This window comes from Luteimonas yanweni, assembly GCF_039548475.1.
Classification (GTDB): Bacteria; Pseudomonadota; Gammaproteobacteria; order Xanthomonadales; family Xanthomonadaceae; genus Luteimonas.
In genome coordinates this window covers 120,068-141,209 of record NZ_JBCLVC010000006.1, presented here as the reverse complement: position 1 = coordinate 141,209, position 21,142 = coordinate 120,068, and the positions used below count along the sequence as shown (strand labels likewise).

Annotated in this window: 23 protein-coding genes; 3 read left to right on the top strand and 20 right to left on the bottom strand. The window is 69.8% G+C overall.

Annotated elements, in window-relative coordinates:
* Positions 1 to 58: 58 nt before the first annotated feature.
* Together WCE39_RS02285 and WCE39_RS02280 are read right to left on the bottom strand one after the other, a co-directional pair.
* A complete protein-coding gene (locus WCE39_RS02285; RefSeq protein WP_343275096.1) occupies positions 59 to 334 on the bottom strand; it encodes a GlsB/YeaQ/YmgE family stress response membrane protein in 276 nt (91 codons plus the stop codon).
* Positions 335 to 379: 45 nt separating this feature from the next.
* Positions 380 to 1,888, bottom strand: a complete 1,509-nt coding sequence (locus WCE39_RS02280) for a M20 family metallopeptidase (RefSeq protein ID WP_343275095.1) — start codon at positions 1,886 to 1,888, stop codon at positions 380 to 382.
* Positions 1,889 to 2,088: 200 nt separating this feature from the next.
* Here WCE39_RS02280 and WCE39_RS02275 point away from each other — a divergent pair, with 200 nt between their 5' ends.
* Both WCE39_RS02275 and WCE39_RS02270 read left to right on the top strand, forming a co-directional pair.
* Complete coding sequence (locus tag WCE39_RS02275) at positions 2,089 to 2,427, top strand: ComEA family DNA-binding protein (protein WP_343275094.1); 339 nt, start codon at positions 2,089 to 2,091, stop codon at positions 2,425 to 2,427.
* Positions 2,428 to 2,521: 94 nt separating this feature from the next.
* Complete coding sequence (locus WCE39_RS02270; RefSeq protein ID WP_343275093.1) at positions 2,522 to 3,148, top strand: HutD/Ves family protein; 627 nt, start codon at positions 2,522 to 2,524, stop codon at positions 3,146 to 3,148.
* Here the strand turns inward: WCE39_RS02270 and WCE39_RS02265 are convergent.
* The 13 genes from WCE39_RS02265 to WCE39_RS02205 all read right to left on the bottom strand — a co-directional run bounded on the left by WCE39_RS02265 (position 3,142) and on the right by WCE39_RS02205 (position 16,952).
* Positions 3,142 to 4,836: a sulfite reductase flavoprotein subunit alpha gene (locus WCE39_RS02265; protein WP_343275092.1), complete on the bottom strand. Its 1,695-nt coding sequence runs from the start codon at positions 4,834 to 4,836 to the stop codon at positions 3,142 to 3,144. The two genes, WCE39_RS02270 and WCE39_RS02265, sit on opposite strands and share 7 nt — an antisense overlap.
* Positions 4,833 to 5,834 carry an FAD:protein FMN transferase gene (locus WCE39_RS02260; RefSeq protein WP_343275091.1) on the bottom strand — a complete coding sequence of 334 codons (1,002 nt, stop codon included), beginning with the start codon at positions 5,832 to 5,834 and terminating at the stop codon, positions 4,833 to 4,835. Before WCE39_RS02260 ends, WCE39_RS02265 begins: the two co-directional genes overlap by 4 nt.
* Entirely contained in the window at positions 5,834 to 6,706 is an 873-nt protein-coding gene (locus WCE39_RS02255) for a DUF4198 domain-containing protein (RefSeq protein WP_343275090.1), read from the bottom strand. Before WCE39_RS02255 ends, WCE39_RS02260 begins: the two co-directional genes overlap by 1 nt.
* 80 nt (positions 6,707 to 6,786) lie before the next feature.
* Positions 6,787 to 7,302 carry a DUF2271 domain-containing protein gene (locus tag WCE39_RS02250; protein WP_343275089.1) on the bottom strand — a complete coding sequence of 172 codons (516 nt, stop codon included), beginning with the start codon at positions 7,300 to 7,302 and terminating at the stop codon, positions 6,787 to 6,789.
* Positions 7,303 to 7,319: 17 nt separating this feature from the next.
* Positions 7,320 to 7,961, bottom strand: a complete 642-nt coding sequence (locus tag WCE39_RS02245) for a PepSY-associated TM helix domain-containing protein (RefSeq protein ID WP_343275088.1) — start codon at positions 7,959 to 7,961, stop codon at positions 7,320 to 7,322.
* Between the two features lie 20 nt (positions 7,962 to 7,981).
* Entirely contained in the window at positions 7,982 to 10,360 is a 2,379-nt protein-coding gene (locus tag WCE39_RS02240) for a TonB-dependent receptor domain-containing protein (protein ID WP_343275087.1), read from the bottom strand.
* A gap of 249 nt (positions 10,361 to 10,609) precedes the next feature.
* On the bottom strand, positions 10,610 to 10,945 hold the full coding sequence (locus WCE39_RS02235; protein ID WP_343275086.1) for a non-heme iron oxygenase ferredoxin subunit: 336 nt from the start codon (positions 10,943 to 10,945) through the stop codon (positions 10,610 to 10,612).
* A complete protein-coding gene (locus tag WCE39_RS02230) occupies positions 10,942 to 11,466 on the bottom strand; it encodes a GNAT family N-acetyltransferase (RefSeq protein WP_343275085.1) in 525 nt (174 codons plus the stop codon). The genes WCE39_RS02235 and WCE39_RS02230 overlap by 4 nt, the downstream gene beginning before the upstream one ends.
* Positions 11,467 to 11,494: 28 nt before the next feature.
* Positions 11,495 to 12,709, bottom strand: a complete 1,215-nt coding sequence (locus tag WCE39_RS02225) for a cysteine desulfurase (RefSeq protein WP_343275222.1) — start codon at positions 12,707 to 12,709, stop codon at positions 11,495 to 11,497.
* A 77-nt stretch (positions 12,710 to 12,786) separates the two neighbouring features.
* Positions 12,787 to 14,058 carry a Fe-S cluster assembly protein SufD gene (sufD, locus tag WCE39_RS02220; RefSeq protein WP_343275084.1) on the bottom strand — a complete coding sequence of 424 codons (1,272 nt, stop codon included), beginning with the start codon at positions 14,056 to 14,058 and terminating at the stop codon, positions 12,787 to 12,789.
* On the bottom strand, positions 14,058 to 14,825 hold the full coding sequence (gene sufC / locus WCE39_RS02215) for a Fe-S cluster assembly ATPase SufC (protein ID WP_343275083.1): 768 nt from the start codon (positions 14,823 to 14,825) through the stop codon (positions 14,058 to 14,060). Before sufC ends, sufD begins: the two co-directional genes overlap by 1 nt.
* Before the next feature lie 154 nt (positions 14,826 to 14,979).
* Positions 14,980 to 16,467, bottom strand: coding sequence for a Fe-S cluster assembly protein SufB (gene sufB, locus WCE39_RS02210; RefSeq protein WP_343275082.1), 1,488 nt, complete (start codon positions 16,465 to 16,467; stop codon positions 14,980 to 14,982).
* A 17-nt stretch (positions 16,468 to 16,484) separates the two neighbouring features.
* Positions 16,485 to 16,952 carry an SUF system Fe-S cluster assembly regulator gene (locus tag WCE39_RS02205; RefSeq protein ID WP_343275081.1) on the bottom strand — a complete coding sequence of 156 codons (468 nt, stop codon included), beginning with the start codon at positions 16,950 to 16,952 and terminating at the stop codon, positions 16,485 to 16,487.
* A 444-nt stretch (positions 16,953 to 17,396) separates the two neighbouring features.
* Here WCE39_RS02205 and WCE39_RS02200 point away from each other — a divergent pair, with 444 nt between their 5' ends.
* The gene (locus tag WCE39_RS02200) at positions 17,397 to 17,894 is read left to right on the top strand and encodes an SET domain-containing protein (RefSeq protein WP_343275221.1); all 498 of its coding nucleotides are present in this window, start codon (positions 17,397 to 17,399) and stop codon (positions 17,892 to 17,894) included.
* A 15-nt stretch (positions 17,895 to 17,909) separates the two neighbouring features.
* Here the strand turns inward: WCE39_RS02200 and WCE39_RS02195 are convergent, their stop codons facing one another.
* The 5 genes from WCE39_RS02195 to WCE39_RS02175 all read right to left on the bottom strand — a co-directional run bounded on the left by WCE39_RS02195 (position 17,910) and on the right by WCE39_RS02175 (position 21,138).
* Entirely contained in the window at positions 17,910 to 18,749 is an 840-nt protein-coding gene (locus WCE39_RS02195) for a hypothetical protein (protein WP_343275080.1), read from the bottom strand.
* An 89-nt stretch (positions 18,750 to 18,838) separates the two neighbouring features.
* A complete protein-coding gene (locus tag WCE39_RS02190; protein WP_343275079.1) occupies positions 18,839 to 19,270 on the bottom strand; it encodes a hypothetical protein in 432 nt (143 codons plus the stop codon).
* 68 nt (positions 19,271 to 19,338) lie between these two features.
* Positions 19,339 to 19,926, bottom strand: a complete 588-nt coding sequence (locus tag WCE39_RS02185; RefSeq protein WP_343275078.1) for a M23 family metallopeptidase — start codon at positions 19,924 to 19,926, stop codon at positions 19,339 to 19,341.
* Position 19,927: 1 nt separating this feature from the next.
* Positions 19,928 to 20,593: a tellurite resistance TerB family protein gene (locus WCE39_RS02180; RefSeq protein ID WP_343275077.1), complete on the bottom strand. Its 666-nt coding sequence runs from the start codon at positions 20,591 to 20,593 to the stop codon at positions 19,928 to 19,930.
* 155 nt (positions 20,594 to 20,748) lie between these two features.
* Entirely contained in the window at positions 20,749 to 21,138 is a 390-nt protein-coding gene (locus tag WCE39_RS02175; protein WP_343253826.1) for an HU family DNA-binding protein, read from the bottom strand.
* Between the last annotated feature and the right edge of the window lie 4 nt (positions 21,139 to 21,142).

Sequence of the window (21,142 nt, the reverse complement as noted above, 5' to 3'; positions counted from 1 at the left end):
GGAACGGAAAAGCCGGGCATCGCCCGGCTTTTCCATGCGTGCAGTGCCCCGAGCCGGCTCAGCGCCTGCGCTTGCCCTTGATGGCCTCGGCAATGAACAGGAGCACGATCGCGCCGACCAGCGATGCGATGAAGCCGACCGGTTCGCCCTCGGCGTACCACCCCAGCATGCGCCCGATCCAACCGGCGAAGAGTGCGCCGACGATGCCGAGCACGATCGTCATGATGATGCCGATGCCCTGCCTGCCGGGCTTGATCAGGCGCGCGAGCACGCCGACCACGAAGCCCACCAGGATGATCCAGAGCCAGCTGCTGCCGCCGAAGACGCCTTCCATATCCTTGCCCCTAGATTGATGGTCCGGGGAGCTTAGCAGTCGTACTCAGCAGCAGCCGTGGTCGCCGTGCCGCGTGCCGCTGTCGGCGGCCACCGCCGCGCCCGTGGTCTCGCCGCGCTCGCTCGCCGCCTGGTGGGCGGCGATCACCTGCGCCACGCTGGCGGTCACCCGCTTGCCCATGTCGATGTGCAGGAACTCGTTGGGGCCGTGGGCATTGGAGTGCGGCCCGAGCACGCCGGTGATCATGAACTGCGCGCCCGGGAACTTTTCGCCAAGCATGCCCATGAAGGGGATCGAACCGCCTTCGCCCATGTACATGGCCGGGCGCTTGTAGAAGGCCTGGCTGGCGGCGTCGACGGCACTGTCGAGCCACGGCGCCATCGCCGGTGCGTTCCAGCCGCTCGACGCCTTCTCGAGCTCGAGGCCGAGTTTCGCGCCGTTCGGCGGGTCGCGCAGCAGCGCCTCCTGCAGCAGCTCGCCGGCGCGCTTGCCGTCGAGCGTCGGCGGCAGGCGCAGCGACAGCTTCACGGCGGTTTCCGGGCGCAGCACGTTGCCGGCCGATTCCAGCGAGGGCATGCCGCCGATGCCGGTGATCGACAGCGCCGGGCGCCAGGTGCGGTTGAGCACCAGTTCGGTGAGGTCGTCGCTCATCGGCGTCATTCCCGGCAGGAACGGAAACTTGTCGAACACGGCGGTGTCAAGCACTTCTGCGCACTTGCGCGCCTGCGCGAGCCGTTCGTCCGGGACCTGCACGTGCAGGCCGTCCAGCAGGATGCGGCCGGTGGCCTCGTCCTCGATCCGCGACAGCAGCTGGCGCAGCAGGCGGAAACTCGACGGCACCACGCCCGACGCGTCGCCCGAATGCACGCCTTCCTCCAGCACCTTCACGCTGAAGTTGCCGCCGGCCAGGCCGCGCAGCGAAGTGGTGCACCAGAGCTGGTCGTAGTTGCCGCAGCCCGAGTCCAGGCAGACCACCAGCGAGGGCTGGCCGATGCGGTCGGCGAGGTGGTCGACGTAGGCCGGCAGGTCGTAGCTGCCGGATTCCTCGCAGGCCTCGATCAGCACCACGCAGCGCGCGTGCGGGACCTTCTGCTCCTGCAGCGCCATGAGCGCGGCCAGCGAACCGTAGATCGCGTAGCCGTCGTCGGCGCCGCCGCGGCCGTACAGCCTGCCGTCGCGCAGCACCGGCTTCCAGGGGCCGAGGTCGTCGTCCCAGCCGGTCATCTCGGGCTGCTTGTCGAGGTGGCCGTAGAGCAGCACGCAGTCGTCGGCATTGCCGCCGTTGGCCGCCGGGATGTCGATGAAGATCAGCGGCGTGCGGCCTTCCAGGCGCACCACCTCCAGTTGCATCCCGGGGATCGGCTGGGACCGCGCCCAGCCTTCCATCAGCTTGACCGCGTCTTCCATGTAGCCATGTGCAACCCAGTCGGCGTCGAACATCGGCGACTTGTTGGGGATGCGGATGTACTCCACCAGCTGCGGCACGATTTCGTCGTCCCATTTGGCGGAAACGAACTTTTCGGCGCTGTCGGGGTTGATCAGGCTGGTGTCCATCGCGGATGCCCTGTTTTTCGGGGGAACGCCCGATTCTACCCCCCTCGCGTCAGGGTTTCCGGACGACGCGATGCGCTGCAGGCCGGCGCCGCCGCGAGTAGCCGGGCGATGGTCGTGGCGGGCGGCGGGCGTCGAGACTGGCCACGCCGGCGCCAGGATGGCCCGGCGGGAAGGAAACCCAACCACGCAAGGAGAGCGCAATGATTCCCCTGAAGTCCGTACTTGCACCCGTGCTGCTGTCGCTGCTGTTGGCAGGCAGCGCGTTCGCCAGCGACAAGGTCAATATCAACACCGCCGATGCCGCGACCATCGAGCGCGTGATGGTCAATATCGGCATGTCCAAGGCCGAGGCCATCGTCGCGTATCGCAAGGCCAATGGTGCCTTCAAGAGCGCCGACGAACTGGTCAACGTGAAGGGCGTGGGCCTGAAGACGGTCGAGCGCAACCGCGACCGCATCGTGGTCGGTGGCGGCACCGCCAAAGCCGCCGCGGCGAAGAAGCCGGCTGCCGGCAAGCCCGTCGCTGCGTCAACCCCCTGACACGGCGTCGTGTGCCGGGTGCAGGGACGCACCCGGCGAGGCAATGGCGTGGCGGGACGCAGGGACGCGTCCCGCGCGCCCTCGAAGGGCACGCATGCGGCGCTACACTGCCGCCATGCCCAGCGACGCGGCCTTCGCACGCCACCTTCCTGCCAACGAGTACCGGCGCCTGCGCTGGCGCAACGGCCTGGGCTGGACGCGCGAGATCCATGCGGCGGGGGCCGCCGCGGGCGAAGGTTGGGACTGGCGGCTGTCGATCGCGGAAATCGAAGCCGACGGGCCGTATTCCATCTTCCCCGGCGTCCAGCGAGAACAGGTGCTGCTGGCCGGCGAAGGCCTTGCGCTGGACTTCGATGACGGGTCGGAGCGCGTGCTGGCGCCGCCGCACGGACGCCAGCGCTTCAGCGGCGAGGTCGCGGTGCAGGCCCGGCTGCAGGCCGGGCGGGTCGAGGTGTTCAACCTGATGTGGCAGGACGGGCGCGTGGCACCGCAGCTGTGGCATCGGCCGCTGGTGGGCTCGATGCTTCTGTTCGTCGACCCGGGTGCTGCCTGGGTCGTGCACGTGGTGGCGGGGCAGGCAGCGCTCGGCGGCAGCCATGCGATGCCGCTGCTGGAAATGGGCGACAGCGCGCTGCTGGAAGCCGATGCCGCGCGCAGGCGATGCCTGATAGAAGGCGCCGGCGAGCTGCTGCTCGTACGCATCGAGCCGACGCGTCAATAGACATCCCGGCGGTACCGTCCCTCCGCGCGCATCCGTTCCACCGCGGGATCACCCAGGATATCCCGCAGCACGGCGTCCACGCCCGGCGCCATGCCCTGCAGGCTGCCACAGACCAGGATCGTGGCGCCGTCTTCTACCCATTGGCGCAGGCGCGTGGATCGGGCGCGCAGGGCATCCTGCACGTAGCCGCGATGGATGGCCGCGGCGTCGCCGGCGACCACCGACGCGAGACGTCCGGCGCCCTCGGCATCGCGCGAGAATGCAAGGTCCAGGCGCGCCAGCGCGCCGTCGTGGAGCCACTGCAGGATGTCTTCATGCAGGTGGAAATCGTGGTCCGCGCTGCGCTCGCCGAACAGCAGCCAGCTGCGATGGCCGCCGGTGGCGATGCGCTCGGCCAGGTGCGCGCGCAGGCCGGCAATGCCGGTGCCGTTGCCGACGAGCACCAGCGGCGTGCCGGCGTCCGGGCCATGGAATCCGGGATTGGCGCGAATGCGCAGGTCGATCATGCCGCCAGGCCGGGCGTGGTCGCAGAGCCAGCCGCTGCCGATGCCCGGACTGCCGTCCGGACGCAGCATGCGCCGCAGCAGCAGGCGCAACCTGCCTTCCCCGGGCACTGATGCGATGGAGTATTCGCGGTGCGGCAAGGGTTTCAGGATCGCGGCCACGCCATGGGCATCCAGTCCGGCGAGCTCGGCTGCTTCGGGCAGGTGGGAACGCGCCAGCAGGTCGCGCAGGGACGCGCGTCCGTCGTCCACGCGCACCTGCGTGGCGGGGTCCAGGCCGGTGGCGACCAGCAGGGCGACCACCGCCCGCGGCGCCTGGCGTGGACCGATTTCGGCGATATCGCCGGCGCGCCACTGCGGGTCGCTGCCGGCAGGTGGCGAGAGCAGCACTTCGTGCACGGCGCCGCCGAGGCTGCCGGGATTGAGTTCGCGCCGCGCGGCCAGGGTCCAGGGCGCATAGCTCGCAGGAGACCAGTCGGGCAACTCCGGCGCGCCGGTCGCGACGCCGAGGTGGTGTTGCCAATGGCGCAACGCGGCGGGATCGCCGTTGTCGACCTCGACGATGTCGAACAGCGGCCTGGCACCTGCGTCGCGCAGCCACTGGTCCAGGGCGTGGCCGAAAGCGCAGTAGTTCTGGTAGTCGCGGTCGCCCAGGGCCAGGACGGCGTAGCGGAGGCCAGGCAGGGCAATGCCGGCGTGCATCGTGTCGCGGATGAAGGCCGCGGCCGGATCGGGTGCGTCGCCTTCGCCGGTGGTGCTGGCGACGAACAGCAGCTGCCGCGCGGCCGAGAGCGACGCGGCATCGAGCGTGGCGATGCCGCGCAGGCGGGGGCGCAGTCCGGCGCTGCGCAGCGCGTCCGCCGTGCGTCGGGCGACGTCCAGCGCCTGGCCGGTCTGGCTGGCGTGGACCACGAGCCAATCGCCGGCATCCGGCGTCCCGGCGTCAGCGGCTTCGATGGCAAGCTGGGCGCGAGCGCCGCGACGGACGTGCCGGAGCCTGCCGCCGGTGGCAGCCAGGTAGACGGCCGCAAGCAGCGCTGCGAGCCATCCCTGCATCGCGCTGGGGGGACCGGGCCACCAGGCCCCGTCGTGCAGCGGAACGAAGCCAAACGCGGCCGCACACAGGGCGAGCAGGACGCCGGACTGCGCCACGCGCGCGCGGCGAGTGGCGGATGCGCCGCTCACTGCGCGAGCCGCTGCCTGAAGGCGTCGGTGGCACGGTCGAGCACGCTCGTGGCATCGCGCAGTACGAAGCGTGCGGCCATGCCGCGGGCCTGTGCCAGTTCCAGGCCGCGCTCGGGCCCCAGCACGGTCAGCGCCGTCGCCCAGGTGTCCGCTGCAAGCGCGGTGTCGGCGACCACGGTCACGGCGGCCGGTGCATGCTCCACCGGCGCGCCTGTGCGCGGATCGATCGTATGCGAGTACAGGCGGCCGTCCTGTTCGAAGCGATGCCAGTGGTCGCCGGAAGTCGCGATCGCGGCGTCGTCGAGCGCGATCACGCAGGGTGCGGGGGCGGCAGCGTGATCGTCGCGGTCGTCATCATCCGGCCAGGCCTCGGCCAGGACCTTCCACGGGCTTCCGTCCGGCTTGCGGCCGTGGCCGCGCAGTTCGCCACCGACCTCGACCAGCGCGGCGCGCACGCCTCGCGCCTGCAGCCAATCCACCACCGTGTCCACGCCATGGCCCTTGGCGATGCCGGACAGATCCAGCGCGGCCCCGCCGGGCTGCAGCACGCGCTGCCGGGACGCATCCAGTTCAATGCGGCGCCAGCCGACGCGTGCGCGTGCCTCGGCAAGGGTCGCTGCATCGGGCACAGCACCACCCTGTCCATGGGGACCGAACCCCCAGGCCTCGACCAGCGGCCCGACGGTCGGGTCGACCGCACCATCGCTGTCCGCGGCGATCGCGAGCGCATCGCGCAGGACATCGAAGAACGGCTGCGGCAACGTCTGCCAGCTGCCCGCGCGCGCGCGGTTGTAGCGGCTGATGTCCGAGTCGCGCTCCCACGTGCTCATCTGCGCAACCACGCGATCCAGGCAGGCCTGGATGCCGTCGTGCAGGACGTGCAGGTCGGCGCCGCACGGCGCCGCCACCGACACCCGCCACAGCGTGCCCATGGTGGCGCCGCCCAGCGCGTGCACCGCGAGGGCGGGTCGCGCGGCGATGGCGCCGTGTGGACCCATTACTGCGGCAGGACTTCCAGGGTGGCGACGTAGCCCAGGCGGCGGCCGGTAGCCTGCGGCAGGCTGGGCTTGTCGTCCTGCAGGCCGGTTTCCAGCCAGTAGATGCCGGCCTCGGGCCAGGTCACGCGCAGCAGGCCCTCGGCGTCGCTGGTCGCGGCGATGTCGTCCTGGGCATTGCGGTAGCGGGTACCGCCGCGCACGATCTCGAACTCGAGGCCGGCGGCCGGCTTGCCGTCGACCAGGATGCGGAAGGTCGCTTCCTCGCCCGCGAACAGGTCGTTGGGGTGGGTCACCGGCTCCAGCTCGATGCCCGTGCCGGTGGCGGCAAGCGCGGTCGCGTTGGGCGCGCCGTTGGTGACGAAGGTCTCGACGCGGCGGACGGTCTCGGTGACTTCCAGGTTCCGCGCGTCCTTCGGCACCCTGGTGGCCAGGTCCTCGACGGTGGCGCTGCGCAGGAAGCCGCCGCGCGCGTCGGGACCGGCGGGCTTGCCTTCGGCCTCGGCCTTCGCCTTCGCGGCCAGGCTTTCGGCGGTGTCCCAGCGCGCCGACATGCCGCTGCCGGCGTTGGCGATGCGGTAGGTGCCCTGCTGCGCGAGCTCGACGTCGAAGGTGCTGCGGTACTTGCCGGTGGCACCGTTCGCCAGCTCCGCGCTGCTGCCGTCCGGCGCGGTGACGGTGATGCCGTCCAGGCGCATCGGCACGTGGTCGGGAAAGAACAGCTGGTTGGACACCGCGGCGTCGAAGGTCACCCAGACGTCACTGCCGTTGACCACGGCCTGCGAAGGGATGATCCACTGCTTGTGCGCGGACGCGGTCATGGGCAGCACGGCGGCCAGGGCAAGTGCGAGTGCGAGTGCGAGGGTGTTCTTCATCGTCGGTCTCCGGAAGGGAATACTTGTCGTGTGGCCGGCTTGTCGTGCGGCCGGCGTGCCGCGGATCGCGCGGCCGGAGCTCAGGGTTTGATGGCGAGGCTCACCGCGCCAAGTTCGGTCTTGCCCTGCGCCTTGCCTGACTGCGCGGCCCTTGCCGGCCAGTCGAAGGGGATCTTCAGCAGCTCGCGGCCGCCGACTTCACGCACGGCTTCCACCACCACGCTGTAGCGTCCGGGCGCGAGGCCGGACAGCCGCGGGTCGCGGGCGTCGAACTTCAGCGCGTGGCGGCCCGCGGGGCGGGTCGGTCCGCTGACGCCATCGACCGGCAGCTGCTGCGTGCGCCCGGACTTGCGCCACCACTGGCGCAGGTCGGGCAGCCACTTGGTGCCGTGGCCTTCCGCGGTGTCCTTCATCAGGTACCAGACCGACAGGTCGACCGCGGCCTTGCCGTCGGCGCCTTCGAGATAGACCGCGACGTAGGGACGGTGGTACTCGGCGACGGTCATCGACGGGATCTCGACCTCGACGGTCAGCTCCGCGGCATACACCGGCGTGGCCAGCAGGCCGCCAAGGACAATGGTCAGGGGAATGCGCATGCGTGGTCTCTCGTGGATCAATGGATGAACAGCAGGGCGAGCAGCACCGGCACCACCAGGCCCAGCCCCACCCAGGGCCAGGTGGAGGGGCGCTGGCGCGCGTGCATCTGCAGCAGGAACAGCCCGGTCAGCGTGAACACGATGCAGGCGATGGCGAAGATGTCGATGAACCAGCCCCACGCGGGGCCTGAGTTGCGGCCCTTGTGCAGGTCGTTGAGATAGGAGATCAAGCCGCGGTCGGTGCGTTCGTACTCGACCGTGCCGCCAGCCTTGTCGATGGCAAGCCAGGCGTCGCGGCCGGGACCCGGCATCGACAGGTAGACCTCGTCCTCGGACCACTCGGCCTCGCGGCCGCCGGTGGGCGCGCCGAGTTCGTCGCGCAGCCAGCGCTCGAGCGCGCGCGGCAGCGGCGCGGTGCCTTCAGCGTGGGCGTCAAGCTGCGGCAGGAGCTCAGCGGGCACTTCAAGCTGGCGGTTGTCGATCTCCGGGCTGCCTTCGATCTTCGCCGCGTGGTTGAGCGTGATGCCGGTGACCGCGAACAGCAGCATGCCGACCAGGCACACCGCCGAGCTGATCCAGTGCCACTGGTGCAGCGTGCGCAGCCAGAAGCCGCGGCGCTGGGCGGCGGCGTTGCCGGAAGGTGCGGAGGGTCGGGTCACGTCGGGGCCGGCGTCGCGGGTCAGAACTGCACGTTCAGGCTGAGCCACAGGTTCCGCGACTTGTCCTTGTTGTTGTAGTCGTCGTAATAGGTGGGCGCGTAGGCGCCGTCCGCATCCTGCGTCCAGACGGTGCGGAAGCTGGTGAAGTCCTCGTCGAGCAGGTTGTTGATGCGCGCGTTGAGGCGGACGTTCTCGCTGAAACGGTACTGCGCGCCGAAATGGAGGACGGTGTAGTCCTCGTAGTCGTAGCGGACGCCGTCGATCACGTCGCGGTAGCGCTTGGAGCGGGTTTCCGATGACAGCTGCATGCTGAAGTCATCCGTGGCCTGCCAGTTGAGGCTGGCGTTGACCATGTGCTTGGCGGTGTTGGTCAGCGGCAGGCCCTTGTCGTCGCCGCTCAGCTGCTCGCTGTCGGTGAAGGTGTAGTTGGCGCGCAGCGACCAGGCCTCGCTGATGCCCCAGCGGCCGGCGATTTCGGCACCCTGGATGCGCACCTCGTCGATGTTGATGTTCTGCGCGTAGGTCGTGTAGCCCAGCAGGCCGAAGTCGCCAAGGTTGGCGCACGGACGCACGCCGCCGGTCTCCTCGCAGCTCTGGCTGGTCTCGCCGCGGGCGATCTTGTCGTCGAAGTCGTTGCGGAAGATGGTGACGTTGAAGTTGTGCCCGCCCTCGGGCGCGGTCCAGTACAGCGCGACTTCGGTGTTGACGCTGGTCTCCGGCTCAAGGTCCGGATTGCCGACGAAGGGCGACGTGCCCTGGCCGCCGAAGCCGATGATGCCGTCGTAGAGGTCGGTGGTCTTGGGCGTCTTGTAGCCGGTGCTGACGCCGCCCTTCAGGGTCCAGGCCGGGGCCAGGTCCCAGACCGCGTACGCGCGCGGGCTGAGGCGGCTGCCAAACATGTTGTGGTCGTCGTGGCGCAGGCCCAGGGTGATGGTCAGCGCCTCGGTGGGCTTCCAGTTGTCCTCGGCGAACACCGACCACATTTTGTGCTCCTGCACGGTGCCGCCGCCGTCGCCGCCGCCTTCCATGCCGAACACGCCGTCCTCGAGTTCGCCGTCGACGACCTGTCCGCCCACGATCACGTGGTGGTTGGCGCCCAGCGCGAAGTCGAGCTTGCCGTCGAGCGTGTACTGGCGGCTTTCCATGGTGCGCTTGGGGCGCGGCAGGAAGGCTTCGACCGCCAGCTGCTGGCGGTCTTCACGGCCCAGGCCGGCGTAGGGACCCGTCTCGCAGACGGCGGCGTTGTCGCAGTAGATGTCTTCGTGCAGCAGGCGCTCGGCCACGGTGAAGGGCAGGGTGCGGCCGTGGTTGGCGGTGTCGATATGCGACAGCGACAGGAAGCTGTTGCCGAACTCCCACTGCCCCTGGTGGGTCACGGACCACTGGTCGCGGGTGAACTCCTGGTCGGCGGCATAGCCGACGCGCGGCGGCGCGCGCCAGATGCCGCCCAGCCCGTCCACCGTGCCCAGCGGGTAGGTCTCGGTGCCGAGGTTGTTGATGTACGGCGTGTTGTCGTACACCTGCTCGGATTTGTCGTATTCGAACACCACGCTCTGGAACTCGCCGGGCGTCCAGCTCAGGGTCACGCCCGCGCTCCTGTTGGTGTTGTCGACGGTCTTGCCGCCGCCGCCGAAGCCCAGCGAACGCTCGAACTCCGTGCCGTCGGGAGCGGTGATGACTTCGTACTCGGGCGTCGACGAATTGCGGTCGTACCAGGAGCCGCGCACGGCAAGGCCCAGCGTGTCCTGGACCAGCGGCCCCATGACCGCGAAGTCGAAGGTGCTGTCGCTGCCGAAGTCGTCGTTTTCCTGCAGGTTGTGCGAGACCGTGGCCGAACCCATCCAGCGGTCGCCGACCTTGCGGGTGATGATGTTGATCACGCCACCCAGGGCGTCGGCGCCGTACAGCGTGGACGCCGGCCCGCGGATCACTTCGATGCGCTCGATCATGTCCAGCGGCGGCACGTGGTTGAACTGGTTGCCGCCGAAGTTGTTGGGGTAGATGTCGCCGTGGTTGTTCTGCCGCTTGCCGTCGATGAGGATCAGCGTGTAGTCCGGCCCCATGCCGCGCATGCTGACGGTCTTCTGCCCGGTCTTGTCCGAGGTCTCGCCGACGTCGACGCCCTCGAGGTCGCGCACGGCGTCGGTCAAGGTGACGTAGGGGCGGGTGGACAGGTCCTCGCGGGTGATCACGCTGATGCTGGCCGGGGCGTCGGTGAGCTTCTGCTCGAAGCCGGCGGCGGTCACCACCAGGGTGTCGAGGGTGGTCGCGTCGCCGCCATCGAACGTCGCATCCTGCGCGAGCGCAGTGGACAGCGGCAGCAGGGCAGTGATTGCGGCAAACAGCGCGGTGCGCACGGGCGCGTGGCGCACGCGCAGGCGGGCGGCGGGTGTGGACATGGACGGATTGGCTCCGGAAATCAGTGGGGGTCCACGTCTGGCGGCGGCTTGACGGGGAAGCGTGCGCGGCAACCCGGGGGCCGTCCGCACGCATTCAGCGGACCGCCATGGTAATGAGAACCATTAGCAACCGCAACGGGGAATCATTCACCCAGCGCCCACATCCCAACTGCAGGAGCAGCTATCGCTGCGACCCGCCCCCTCCAAAGAACCGGGTCCCCACGGGTCCCGTCGCGCTGCTATCAGGACTCAGTCCCGGTCGTCCCTCGTCCACACCCCGCCATCCGCCTCCCGCTTCACCGGAAACTTGGCCACCGGCTCATACGCCGGCGCACAGAGCGCGCTGCCGTCACGGACATCGAACTTCGCTCCGTGCAGCACGCACTCGATCGTGCCCGCGTCGGCGTCGAGCGCACCGGCGGAGAGCTCGAAGTCCTCGTGGCTGCAGATGTCCTCCAGCGCATAGAGTTCGCCGTCGAGGTTCAGCACCAGGATCGGCGCCCCGGTGGCTTCATCGAACACCGTCTTCATTTCACCTGGCAGCAGCTCGGCGCCAGGGCAGACGAAGGTCCAGGCTTCGCTCACAGCATCTTCTCCAGAACTTCGAAACGGAGGTCGTCGCGCCGGGGGATGCCGAAGCGGGCGTCACCGTAGGGGAAGGGCCTGTGCTCGCCGGTGCGGCGGTAGCCCAGGCGCCCATACCAGGCGATCAGTTCAGCGCGCAGGTCGATCACCGTCATCCGCATGCACGGCAGGCCCCACTCCCCGCGCGCGATGCGCTCGCACTCGGCAAGCACGGCGCGCCCGATGCCGCCGCCCTGCAAGGTCGGCTCCACCGCGAACATGCCGAAATAGCCGGCGCCGCCAACGTCGGCGACGTGTGCGCAGGCGAGCAGCGCGTCCCCGCGCAGGGCAAGCAGTACGCGGCTGCGTGGCTGGCGGATGTCGGCGCGGACCACGGCGGCGTCGATGCGCTCGCCGTCGAGGAAGTCGGCCTCGGTGGTCCAGCCGGCGCGGCTGGCTTCGCCGCGGTAGGCGCGCGTGACCAGGCGCACGATGGCATCGATGTCGGCGTCGGTGGCCGCGCGGAACTGGAGTTCGCCCATGGCGTGATTCTGCCGGCCCGCGGCCGGGTCAGGCCAGCAGTTTCCGGACCTTGCGCAGCGCGGCGATGAAGGCATCGATCTCGTCATGGGTGTTGTAAAAGGCGAGCGAGGCGCGGCAGGTGGCGCTGACGCCCAGCCACTGCAGCAGCGGGTGCGCGCAGTGCTGGCCGGAGCGCACGGCCATGCCCTCGAGGTCGAGCAGGGTGGCGAGGTCGTGCGAGTGGACGCCGTCGATCGCGAACGAGACCACCGCCGCCTTGCCCGGCGCGGTGCCGAAGACGCGCAGGCCGTCGACCTTGGCGAACTCCTCGTCCAGGTGCGCCAGCAATTCCTGCTCGCGGGCTTCGACACGCGCCATGCCCAGCGCCGAAAGGTAGTCGACCGCGGCGCCCATGCCGACGAAGCCGGCGATGTTCGGCGTGCCGGCCTCGAACTTGCGTGGCGGATCGTTGAACACGGTGCCGCCGTCCAGCCGCACCTCCCTGATCATCTCGCCGCCGCCGATGAAGGGCGGCATGGCCTCGAGGTGCTCGCGTCGCGCCCACAGCGCGCCGGTGCCGGTGGGCGCGCACATCTTGTGGCCGGTCAGCGCGTAGAAGTCGCAGCCGATCGCGGCGACGTCGACCGGGCGGTGCGGCAGCGCCTGCGAACCGTCGACCACGGTGACGATGCCGCGCCTGCGCGCTTCGCGGCAGATGTCGGCCACCGGATTGACGGTGCCCAGCACGTTGCTGACGTGGGCGACGGCGAGCAGCTTGACGTCGCCGGTCATTTTCGCGCGCAGCATGTCCATGTCGAGGCTGCCGTCGGGCAGCAGGTCGACGACGTCGATGCGCGCGCCGGTGCGCTGGGCAACCAGTTGCCAGGGCACGATGTTGGCGTGGTGCTCCATGCGCGTGACCAGGACCACGTCGCCGGCCTTGAGCCGCGGCAGCGCCCAGGAGTAGGCGACCAGATTGATCGCGAAGGTGGTGCCGCTGGTCAGGACCAGGTCGTCGGGCCGTACGTTGATGAAGCGCGCAAGCTTCGCGCGCGACTGCTCGTAGGCCTCGGTCGCCTCGCTGCCGAGCTGGTGCACGGCGCGGCTGACGTTGGCGTTGTGGCGGCGATAGAAACCGTCGACGGCATCGATCACCGCGGCCGGCTTCTGTCCGGTGTTGGCCGAATCGAAATACACCAGCGGCTTGCCGTGCACCTCCCGCTGCAGCAGCGGGAAGTCGCCCCGCACCGCCGCCCAGTCAATCGTGGCCGGATCCTTTTCTCCCGCGTGCGGGGGAAGGTGCCCGAAGGGCGGACGGGGGCGAAGCGCGCCAGGATCCATCACACCAGTACCTGCGCTTCGACCGCCCGGTCCAGCCTTGCCTCCAGCAGTTCGCGGTGCGCGGGCGTCTCCACTACCGACAGCAGCGGTTCGCGCACGAACGCGGCGGTCAGCAGCGCGCGCGCCTCCTCTTCAGGCAGTCCGCGCGAGCGCAGGTAGAACATCGCGGCATCATCGAGCTGGCCGACGGTGGCGCCGTGCGCGGCGGTGACTTCGTCGGCGTGGATCACCAGCACCGGCTGGGTGTCGATCTCGGCGGTGTCGGACAGCAGCAGGTTCTTGTTCGACAGCCGGGCATCGGTACCGTCGGCGCCTTCGCGGATCTCGATGCCGCCGTGGAACACGGCGCGGCCGCGGCCCGCGGCCATGCCGCGCCAGACCAGTTCGCAGCGGGTGTCGCGGGCGATGTGTTCGATCCCCAGGCGCGTATCGAGGTGGCGGCGACCGGCGGCCAGCAGCACGCCGTTGGCGACCAGCTCGGCCTTGTCGCCTTCCAGGCGCACGTTGAGCTCGTGGCGCGACAGCGCGCCGCCGAGCTCGAGGTCCAGGCGCCGGTAGCTGGCGTCGCGTGCGAGCACGGCGTCGGTGCGGGTGAACAGGGTGGCGCGGCCGGATTCGTCCTGGATGCGCGCATGGCGCAGCACGGCGCCGGCGGCCAGGTGCACGTGGGCGATGGCGTTGCCGAGGTGGGCATGGTCGCCGCCGGCCAGGTGGTGCTCGATCACCGTCGCCGAGGCGCCGCGGCGCAGTTCGAGCAGGTGGCGTGCGTGCCAGGCGAGGTCGCCCTCGGCGGGGAGGCCGATGAAGACCAGGTGCACCGGGACCTCCACCGCCACGCCCTCGGCCACGCGCAGCACCGCGCCGTCGTCGGCGAGCGCGGCGTTGAGTCGCGCGAAGACCTCGTCCGCACGCTCGTAGCTGCGCGCCAGCACGTTGCTCTCGCGCGGGTCGGGATCGGCCATCGCTTCGGCCATCGACAGCAGGCGCGCGCCCTCGGGCAGCCCGGAGATGTCCGACATCGCGGCGTTGAAGCGGCCGTTGGCGAAGACCAGGCGCGGTGCCGGGATGTCGGCGATGAGCGCCGGATCCACGTCCGCATGCGGCAGCGACGCGGGCGAGAAGCCGCGGCGCTCCAGCGTGCGCAGCGAGGTGTACTTCCAGGCTTCGCTGCGCGCATGCGGCAGGCCGTCGCGAAGCGCGGCATCAAGCGCGACGCGGCGGGCGCCGGTGCCGCTGAAGCCGGTCGAGAGGGAGTCGAGCAGTGCGGACATTACGCCACCGCCTCCGGCACCTTGCGCTCGCGCAGCCACTCGTAGCCCTGGGCTTCAAGTTGCAGGGCGAGCTCTGGCCCGCCGGATTCGACGATGCGGCCATCGGCCAGCACGTGCACGTAATCGGGCTTGATGTACTCGAGCAGGCGCTGGTAGTGCGTGATCACGAGGAAGGCGCGGTCGGGCGAGCGCAGCGCGTTCACGCCGTCGGCGACCTGGCGCAGGGCGTCGATGTCGAGGCCGGAGTCGGTCTCGTCGAGGATCGCCAGCTTCGGCTCAAGCACCGCCATCTGGAAGATCTCGTTGCGCTTCTTCTCGCCGCCGCTGAAGCCCTCGTTGACGCCGCGGTGCAGCAGCTTGTCATCCAGGTGCAGCACGCCGAGCTTCTCGCGCACCAGCTTCAGGAACTGCATCGAATCCAGCTCCTCCTCGCCGCGCGCCTTGCGCTGGGCGTTGAGCGCACTGCGCAGGAAGTAGGTGTTGTTCACGCCCGGGATCTCGACCGGGTACTGGAAGGCGAGGAAGACGCCGGCGGCCGCGCGCTCCTCGGGGTCCAGCGCCAGCAGGTCGGCGCCCTCGAACTCGACCGTGCCGTCGGTGACGTCATAGCCATCGCGGCCGGCGATGATGTTGCCCAGCGTCGACTTGCCGGCGCCGTTGGGGCCCATGATGGCGTGCACTTCGCCCGGCTTCACGTCGAGGCTCAGGCCCTTGAGGATTTCGCGGTCGCCGCCGACGGTGGCGTGCAGGTTGTCGATCTTCAGCATGTCGATCTCTTGTGTCTGGGGACGGCCGGCATCGGCCGGTCCTTCGGGTTTCAACCAGGGCGGCCGCGCCGCACCTGTCATGTTTCTCTTACTGTGTGGAAGCGGCTGTACCCGTCCTTGTGGGAGCGGCTACAGCCGCGATCCCCGGCAAGCCTCAGCCCACCGAGCCTTCAAGGCTCACTTCCAGCAGCTTCTTCGCTTCCACCGCGAACTCCATCGGAAGCTCGCGGAACACCTGCTTGCAGAAGCCGTCGACGATCAGGCTGACCGCGTCCTCTTCGCCCAGCCCGCGGCTGCGGCAATAGAACATCTGGTCGTCGCTGATCTTCGAGGTGGTGGCCTCGTGCTCGACGGTCGCGCTCGGGTTCTTCACCTCGATGTAGGGGAAGGTGTGCGCGCCGCAGGTCTTGCCGATCAGCAGGCTGTCGCACTGCGTGTAGTTGCGCGCGCCTTCGGCCTTCGCGCCCACCTTGACCAGCCCGCGGTAGGTGTTCTGCCCGCGGCCGGCACTGATGCCCTTGCTGATGATCTTCGACTTGGTGCGCTTGCCGAGGTGGATCATCTTGGTGCCGGTGTCGGCCTGCTGGCGATGGTGGGTCAGCGCCACCGAATGGAACTCGCCGGAGGAATCGTCGCCCAGCAGCACGCAGCTCGGGTATTTCCAGGTGATCGCGGAGCCGGTCTCGACCTGGGTCCAGATCACCTTGCTGCGGGCACCGCGGCACTCGGCGCGCTTGGTGACGAAGTTGTAGATGCCGCCGACGCCGTTCTCGTCGCCGGGGTACCAGTTCTGCACCGTCGAGTACTTGATCTCGGCGTCGTCCAGCGTCACCAGCTCCACCACCGCCGCGTGCAGCTGGTTCTCGTCGCGCATCGGCGCCGTGCAGCCTTCGAGGTAGCTCACGTGCGAGCTTTCCTCGGCGATGATCAGGGTGCGCTCGAACTGCCCGGTGTGGCCGGCGTTGATGCGGAAATAGGTGCTGAGCTCCATCGGGCAGCGCACGCCCTTCGGGATGAACACGAAGGAGCCGTCCGAGAACACGGCGGAGTTCAGCGCGGCGAAGTAATTGTCGCCCACCGGCACCACGGTGCCGAGGTATTTCTTGACCAGCTCCGGATACTCCCTGATGGCCTCGGACATCGAGCAGAAGATCACGCCCTTCTCGGCCAGCTCCTTGCGGAAGGTGGTACCGACCGAGACCGAGTCGAACACGGCATCCACGGCCACGCCGGCAAGCTTCGCGCGCTCGTGCAGCGGCACGCCCAGCTTGTCGTAGGTGTCGAGCAGTTCCTGCGGCACCTCGTCGAGCGACGCGTACTTCGGCCCCTTGGGCGCGGAGTAGTAGCTGATCGCCTGGAAGTCGATCGGCGCGATCGAAAGCCTGGCCCAGTGCGGCACCGGCATGGTCAGCCAGTGGCGGTAGGCCTCGAGGCGCCACTCGGTCATCCACTCGGGCTCTTCCTTGATCGCGGACAGGGCGCGGATGGTGTCTTCGTCAAGGCCCGGGGGCAGCGAGTCGGACTCGATGTCGGTGATGAAGCCGGCCTCGTACTTGCGGCCAAGCTGCTCGTGGATCGCCTCGTTCTGGAGCGGGCGGTCGTCGGCGAGGGGCTGGATGGGTGCTTCGGTCTGGGTGGCCATGGGGGCTGCCTGGGTCTTCATAGGGTGGCGAGGCGGGCGGGGATGCGTCTGGACGCAGCCGGGCCGGCCCCGGAATGGGGGTGTGGCGCTTCGAGCATCTGCGCCAGGCTGACGCCGCGCAGGGCGTCGGCGACGATGTCGTTGATGCGCCGCCAGTTGGCGCGCGCGCCGCAGTGCTCGGCGATGCCGCAGCTGGTGTCCTCCAGGCTGCACTCGGTCATCGCCAGCGGCCCTTCCATGGCTTCGACGATGGCGATCAGGCTGATCTCCGACGCCGGGCGCGACAGGCGGTAGCCGCCATGCGCGCCGCGGAAGGCCTCGAGCAGTCCGGCCTGCGCCAGCGGCTTGAGCAGCTTGCTGACCGTGGGTGCTTCCAGCCCCGCGCGCTCCGCAAGCTCGGCCGCGCTCAGCACGCGATCCGGCTCCGCGGCAAGCACGGTCAGCACCACGGTGGCGTAGTCGGTGAGGCGGGTGACGCGCAGCATCGGAGGCGGTGGTCGTTAAAGAGGACCGAAATTGTACCATTTGATCCGGTCGCGTCCAAGCTGCGCCCCTTCCTTTCTTCGTTGTGGGTGTGCGCTGCCCGCCGCGGACGCAGGGGGGATGCCCAGCCGGAATATGCGCTGTCCTGCTCCCAGTTCCGGGCGCCGGCCATCCATGGCCGGCTCTGGTCATCCCCCCTGCATCCGCGGCGGGTCCGACCGTTGCGGCGATCTGGTGGAGGGCAGCGTCGCAACGTCGAGGTCGAGCGGATTGGCTCGCAAAGACAGGAGCGTCCCAGCCGCGACGCTCCTGTCTCCGATCCGAAGCTGGAAGACGCCGGAGCCCGTCCCGCGCACAGGGGGTGTGCGGAGAGCCGGACATGTGCGATGGAAGATCGCCTGCGCTTCCACCACAATGCCCCTTTCCCCAGCGAGACGACGCCGCAGATGGCCAAGAGCAAGAACAAGTCCGGCAAGAAGGACAAGAAGATCGAGGCCCGCCAATCCGAGATCCACGGCAACGGCGTGTTCGCCACCGAGTTGATCGAGAAGGAAGAGCGCATCGTCCGCTACAAGGGCAGGCTCCGCAGCCACGACGAGGTCGATGCCGAATACGGCGACGTCGACGAGAACGGCCACACCTTCCTGTTCACGCTCAACGACGACTACGTCATCGATGGCAACATGGACAGCGGTGTCGCGCGCTGGATCAACCACAGCTGCGCGCCGAACTGCGAGGCCGTGGTGGAAGAGGACGACAAGGGTCGCCCGCACAAGGACAAGGTATTCATCGAAGCGTTGCGCCGCATCGAGCCGGGCGAGGAGCTGACCTACAACTACGGCATCATCCTGGACGAACGCCACACCCCGAAGCTGAAGAAGCTCTGGGGATGCCGCTGCGGCGCGCCGGACTGCACCGGGACGATGCTGCAGCCCAAGCGCTGACCGGCGCGCCCCGGATCAGGGCTGCAGTTCGCGGAGGTCCGCAGACACGATGTGCCAGCCCGGCGCGGCTCCCTCCACCACGGAGCTGCGCATGGCGAAGCTGCCGGCCTGGCGCAGCTCGCGGCCGTCCGCCAGGCGGCTGGTGACGGTCACCGGCACCTCGACGAAGCGGGAGCCCGCGGCGCCTTCCACGCGGCCGGGATCGCCGATCGACACGCGGATGATGCGGGTGTCCTGGAAGGCCGCCGCGAACTGCGCCGGCGTGCGTCCGCTGCTGCGGCCGCCGTCGGACCACGCGGCATAGGCACGGTTGTAATCCCCGGAGCCGATTGCGTCGTAATAGGCGCGGACCGCGGTGGTCGCGTCGCGTGCGGACGCGCCCGGCGGAGCCGCCGACGCCGACGCCGACGCGGGCAAGGCGGGTGGCGCTGCGTGGGGCCCGCTCGCAAGTCCGGCTTCGGGGTTGTCTTCCAGCGGCGGCAACGTGCCGGGGCCCGTGCCGGTGTCGGCGAACCGCGGCAGCTGTTGCTGGTCGGGAGCTGCTGCACGAAGCGGCGAGAGGGTGGCGGTGGCTTCGGAATCAGGCAGTGCGGGCAGCGCCATGCCGTCCGAGAACAGCGTTGCGCCCGGTCCGGTGGCATCGTCATCGAGCTGTGCGGCCTGGCCCGCAAGCGGAACGGCGCCCGGGCCCGGCGCATCGGGCATGCCGGTGACGCCGCCACGGTCCGGTTGCGCGGGCGCGGGCAGGGCTTCGAAATCCTCCTCCGCGACCACGGCAGGCGCGGCGGCCTTGTCGCCGCAGCCCGCCAGGGCGAGTGCCAGCGCGGCGATGGACAGCAGGTTCAGTGGTGACATGGCGGTGTAGACGTCTGCGATGGCTGCGCCAGACGATACGCGCCGGCGATGAACGCATCGTCAGCGCCGGTCGCGCCGCGGCCGCCTGCTCAGGGCAGCGAGGTGAGCACCCGCCGGTGCGGCTGCAGCCAGGCCAGCAGCATCCCCAGCAGGACCATCGCCACCAGGTCGAACGCCACCTGGCGCAGCATCAACGCCAGTGGCAGCGGCTGGCCGACGAAGGCGAGCACGTGCCAGGGCACGTAGGAGACCAGCGCCACCGCCAGCCCGAAGCGCGCGCCGCGGGTCAGGTCGACGCCGTCGCTGGCGGGCATGCGCCGGTACAGCCAGGTCATCGCCAGGCCAAGGGACAGGTAGGCGGGGATGATCCATGCCGCGTGCGCGTTCGCCTGCTCCGGGGAACGGTACAGCTGGGCGAGTGCCTGGTAGTCGGGGCGCAGCAGCAGGCCGTGGACCAGGAAACCGATCAACAGGGCGGCCGCGCCGACGACAATCCCGCAAATCCAGAAGCGCTTGTCCATGCCGGTCCAATGGAGCGCGGTGCGCCGCGCGATGGCCAAAGCCTAGCGCCGCGCCGCGCGAAGGTCGATCACTGCGGCACCGCCGCTTCGCCCGGTCGTGCGTCGCGACGCCCGTGGGCGCGCAGCAGCGGCAGCGGGTCGATGGCTCCGCCTTCGCCGTAGATGCCGTAGTGCAGGTGCGGCGGCGTACCGCGCGCATTGCCGGTGTCGCCCACCACGCCAAGCGGGTCGCCGGGCCACAGGACGTCACCCGCCGCGAGGCCTTCGGCCCAGTCGTCCAGGTGCGCGTAGTAGTGGCGCTGCAGCGCGGGACCCGACACCCAGACCTGGCGCCCACCGAGCCCGCCTTCGCGCACCGCCGTCACGATGCCGCGCGTGGCGCTTGCCACCACCGTGCCGCGCGCAGCGAAGATGTCGACGCCCTCGTGCCTGCGGTCGCGTCCGCGCGGCGCGCCGAAGGTGTCGGCCACGCTGCGGGCCTCCACGCCCTGCACCGGCATCGCCACCGCCGTCGGCGGCGGCATGCGCGAGAGTTCCCACTGCGTGCGCACCCGGGCCATGAACGGCTGGTCCCAGGCCCAGGATGCCAGAGCGGCGAGCGCCGCCAGGACGAACAGCCAGGCGACCAGCCGGGCCAGGCGGACGGTCGCCCGCACGTCAGCCGCGTTGGAGTTCGTTCGACAGGCGCTGGCGCAGGTCGTCGTCGAGCTTGAGCTGGCGCGCCAGCTCGTCGAGGTAGGCGCGTTCCATGAAGTTCTGCTCGTCGGCGGCCATCAGGCTGGCCAGGTACATCTCCGAAGCGATTTCCGGCGTCGTCGCCGCGCGCGCGACCTCGGCCGGGTCCAGCGGCTTGGCGAGTTCGGCGTGCAGCCACTGCTGCACTTCGCTGCCCGGGTTCAGGCGCGCGAATTCGCCCTCGATCACGCCGCGCTCGCGTTCGTCGATGTGGCCGTCGGCCTTCGCCGCGCCCACCAGCGCGCGCAGGATCGCCTCGCTGTGCAGCGCGGCCTGCGGCGGCGGAAGCCGGTCGACGGTCTGCGGAGGTGCGGCGCGTGCAGCGCCCTGCTGCGTCGCGGCCTGTTGCGCGGTGTAGTCGCCGTAGGCCTTGTAGGCCATGACCCCGATCGCGGCCAGGCCGCCATAGGTCGCGAGTTTGCGCGTGGACTTGTTCTTGCCCAGCAGCAGGCCGAGCGCGCCGCCGGTGATGGCGCCCTTGCCGAAGTCGGCGTTGAGCAGGCTGCCCCCGGTCGAAGGCTGCGTGCCCGGTGCCTGGCTGGCGGACTGGGACTTGAGGAGGTGATCGAGGAAGCCTTGCAGGTTCATGCGCGTGCCTTGGGGGTGCGTGGGAGGGACCGGCAGGTGGCCGGCGATCGGCAAAGCATGCGCCACGCCGCGTTGCGTCCGCGTGGCCGTGGCCCTGAAACGACTCGGGACGGCAATTGCCGTCCCGAGCAGGGTGAAGCGTTGGCGCGTCGCGATCAGGCCGCGGCGTCCTTCAGCTTCTTCAGCGGGCGCACCTTGACCTTCACCGAAGCAGGCTTGGCGGCGAACCACTGCTCTTCCTTGGTGAAGGGGTTGATGCCCTTGCGCTTGGGCTTGGCCGGCACCTTGACCGAGGTGATCTTCAGCAGGCCGGGCAGGGTGAAGCTGCCGATGCCCTTCTTGTTGACCGAACCGTGCACTGCGCCCTCGAGCGAGGCGAGGACGGCGCGGACGTCCTTGGCTGCAAGGCCGGTGCCCTCGACGATGTGCGCGACAAGGCCGGACTTGGTCAGGGCGTCCTTGATCGGCTTCGGCGCGGCCGGCTTGGCAGCAGCGACTTTCTTCGGGGCGGCCTTCTTGACCGCCTTGGTTGCTTTCTTCGCCATGTTT

Bases quoted from the DNA above. Each gene is read 5' to 3' on its own strand.
- WCE39_RS02240 (WP_343275087.1), bottom strand. From the start codon at position 10,360: ATGTCCACACCCGCCGCCCGCCTGCGCGTGCGCCACGCGCCCGTGCGC.
- sufC (WP_343275083.1), bottom strand. From the start codon at position 14,825: ATGCTGAAGATCGACAACCTGCACGCCACCGTCGGCGGCGACCGCGAA.
- WCE39_RS02250 (WP_343275089.1), bottom strand. From the start codon at position 7,302: ATGCGCATTCCCCTGACCATTGTCCTTGGCGGCCTGCTGGCCACGCCG.
- WCE39_RS02205 (WP_343275081.1), bottom strand. From the start codon at position 16,952: ATGCTGCGCGTCACCCGCCTCACCGACTACGCCACCGTGGTGCTGACC.
- WCE39_RS02285 (WP_343275096.1), bottom strand. From the start codon at position 334: ATGGAAGGCGTCTTCGGCGGCAGCAGCTGGCTCTGGATCATCCTGGTG.
- WCE39_RS02275 (WP_343275094.1), top strand. From the start codon at position 2,089: ATGATTCCCCTGAAGTCCGTACTTGCACCCGTGCTGCTGTCGCTGCTG.
- WCE39_RS02270 (WP_343275093.1), top strand. From the start codon at position 2,522: ATGCGGCGCTACACTGCCGCCATGCCCAGCGACGCGGCCTTCGCACGC.
- WCE39_RS02280 (WP_343275095.1), bottom strand. From the start codon at position 1,888: ATGGACACCAGCCTGATCAACCCCGACAGCGCCGAAAAGTTCGTTTCC.
- WCE39_RS02190 (WP_343275079.1), bottom strand. From the start codon at position 19,270: ATGGACAAGCGCTTCTGGATTTGCGGGATTGTCGTCGGCGCGGCCGCC.
- WCE39_RS02255 (WP_343275090.1), bottom strand. From the start codon at position 6,706: ATGAAGAACACCCTCGCACTCGCACTCGCACTTGCCCTGGCCGCCGTG.
- WCE39_RS02195 (WP_343275080.1), bottom strand. From the start codon at position 18,749: ATGTCACCACTGAACCTGCTGTCCATCGCCGCGCTGGCACTCGCCCTG.
- sufD (WP_343275084.1), bottom strand. From the start codon at position 14,058: ATGTCCGCACTGCTCGACTCCCTCTCGACCGGCTTCAGCGGCACCGGC.
- WCE39_RS02175 (WP_343253826.1), bottom strand. From the start codon at position 21,138: ATGGCGAAGAAAGCAACCAAGGCGGTCAAGAAGGCCGCCCCGAAGAAA.
- WCE39_RS02200 (WP_343275221.1), top strand. From the start codon at position 17,397: ATGGCCAAGAGCAAGAACAAGTCCGGCAAGAAGGACAAGAAGATCGAG.
- WCE39_RS02230 (WP_343275085.1), bottom strand. From the start codon at position 11,466: ATGGGCGAACTCCAGTTCCGCGCGGCCACCGACGCCGACATCGATGCC.
- WCE39_RS02260 (WP_343275091.1), bottom strand. From the start codon at position 5,834: ATGGGTCCACACGGCGCCATCGCCGCGCGACCCGCCCTCGCGGTGCAC.
- sufB (WP_343275082.1), bottom strand. From the start codon at position 16,467: ATGGCCACCCAGACCGAAGCACCCATCCAGCCCCTCGCCGACGACCGC.
- WCE39_RS02180 (WP_343275077.1), bottom strand. From the start codon at position 20,593: ATGAACCTGCAAGGCTTCCTCGATCACCTCCTCAAGTCCCAGTCCGCC.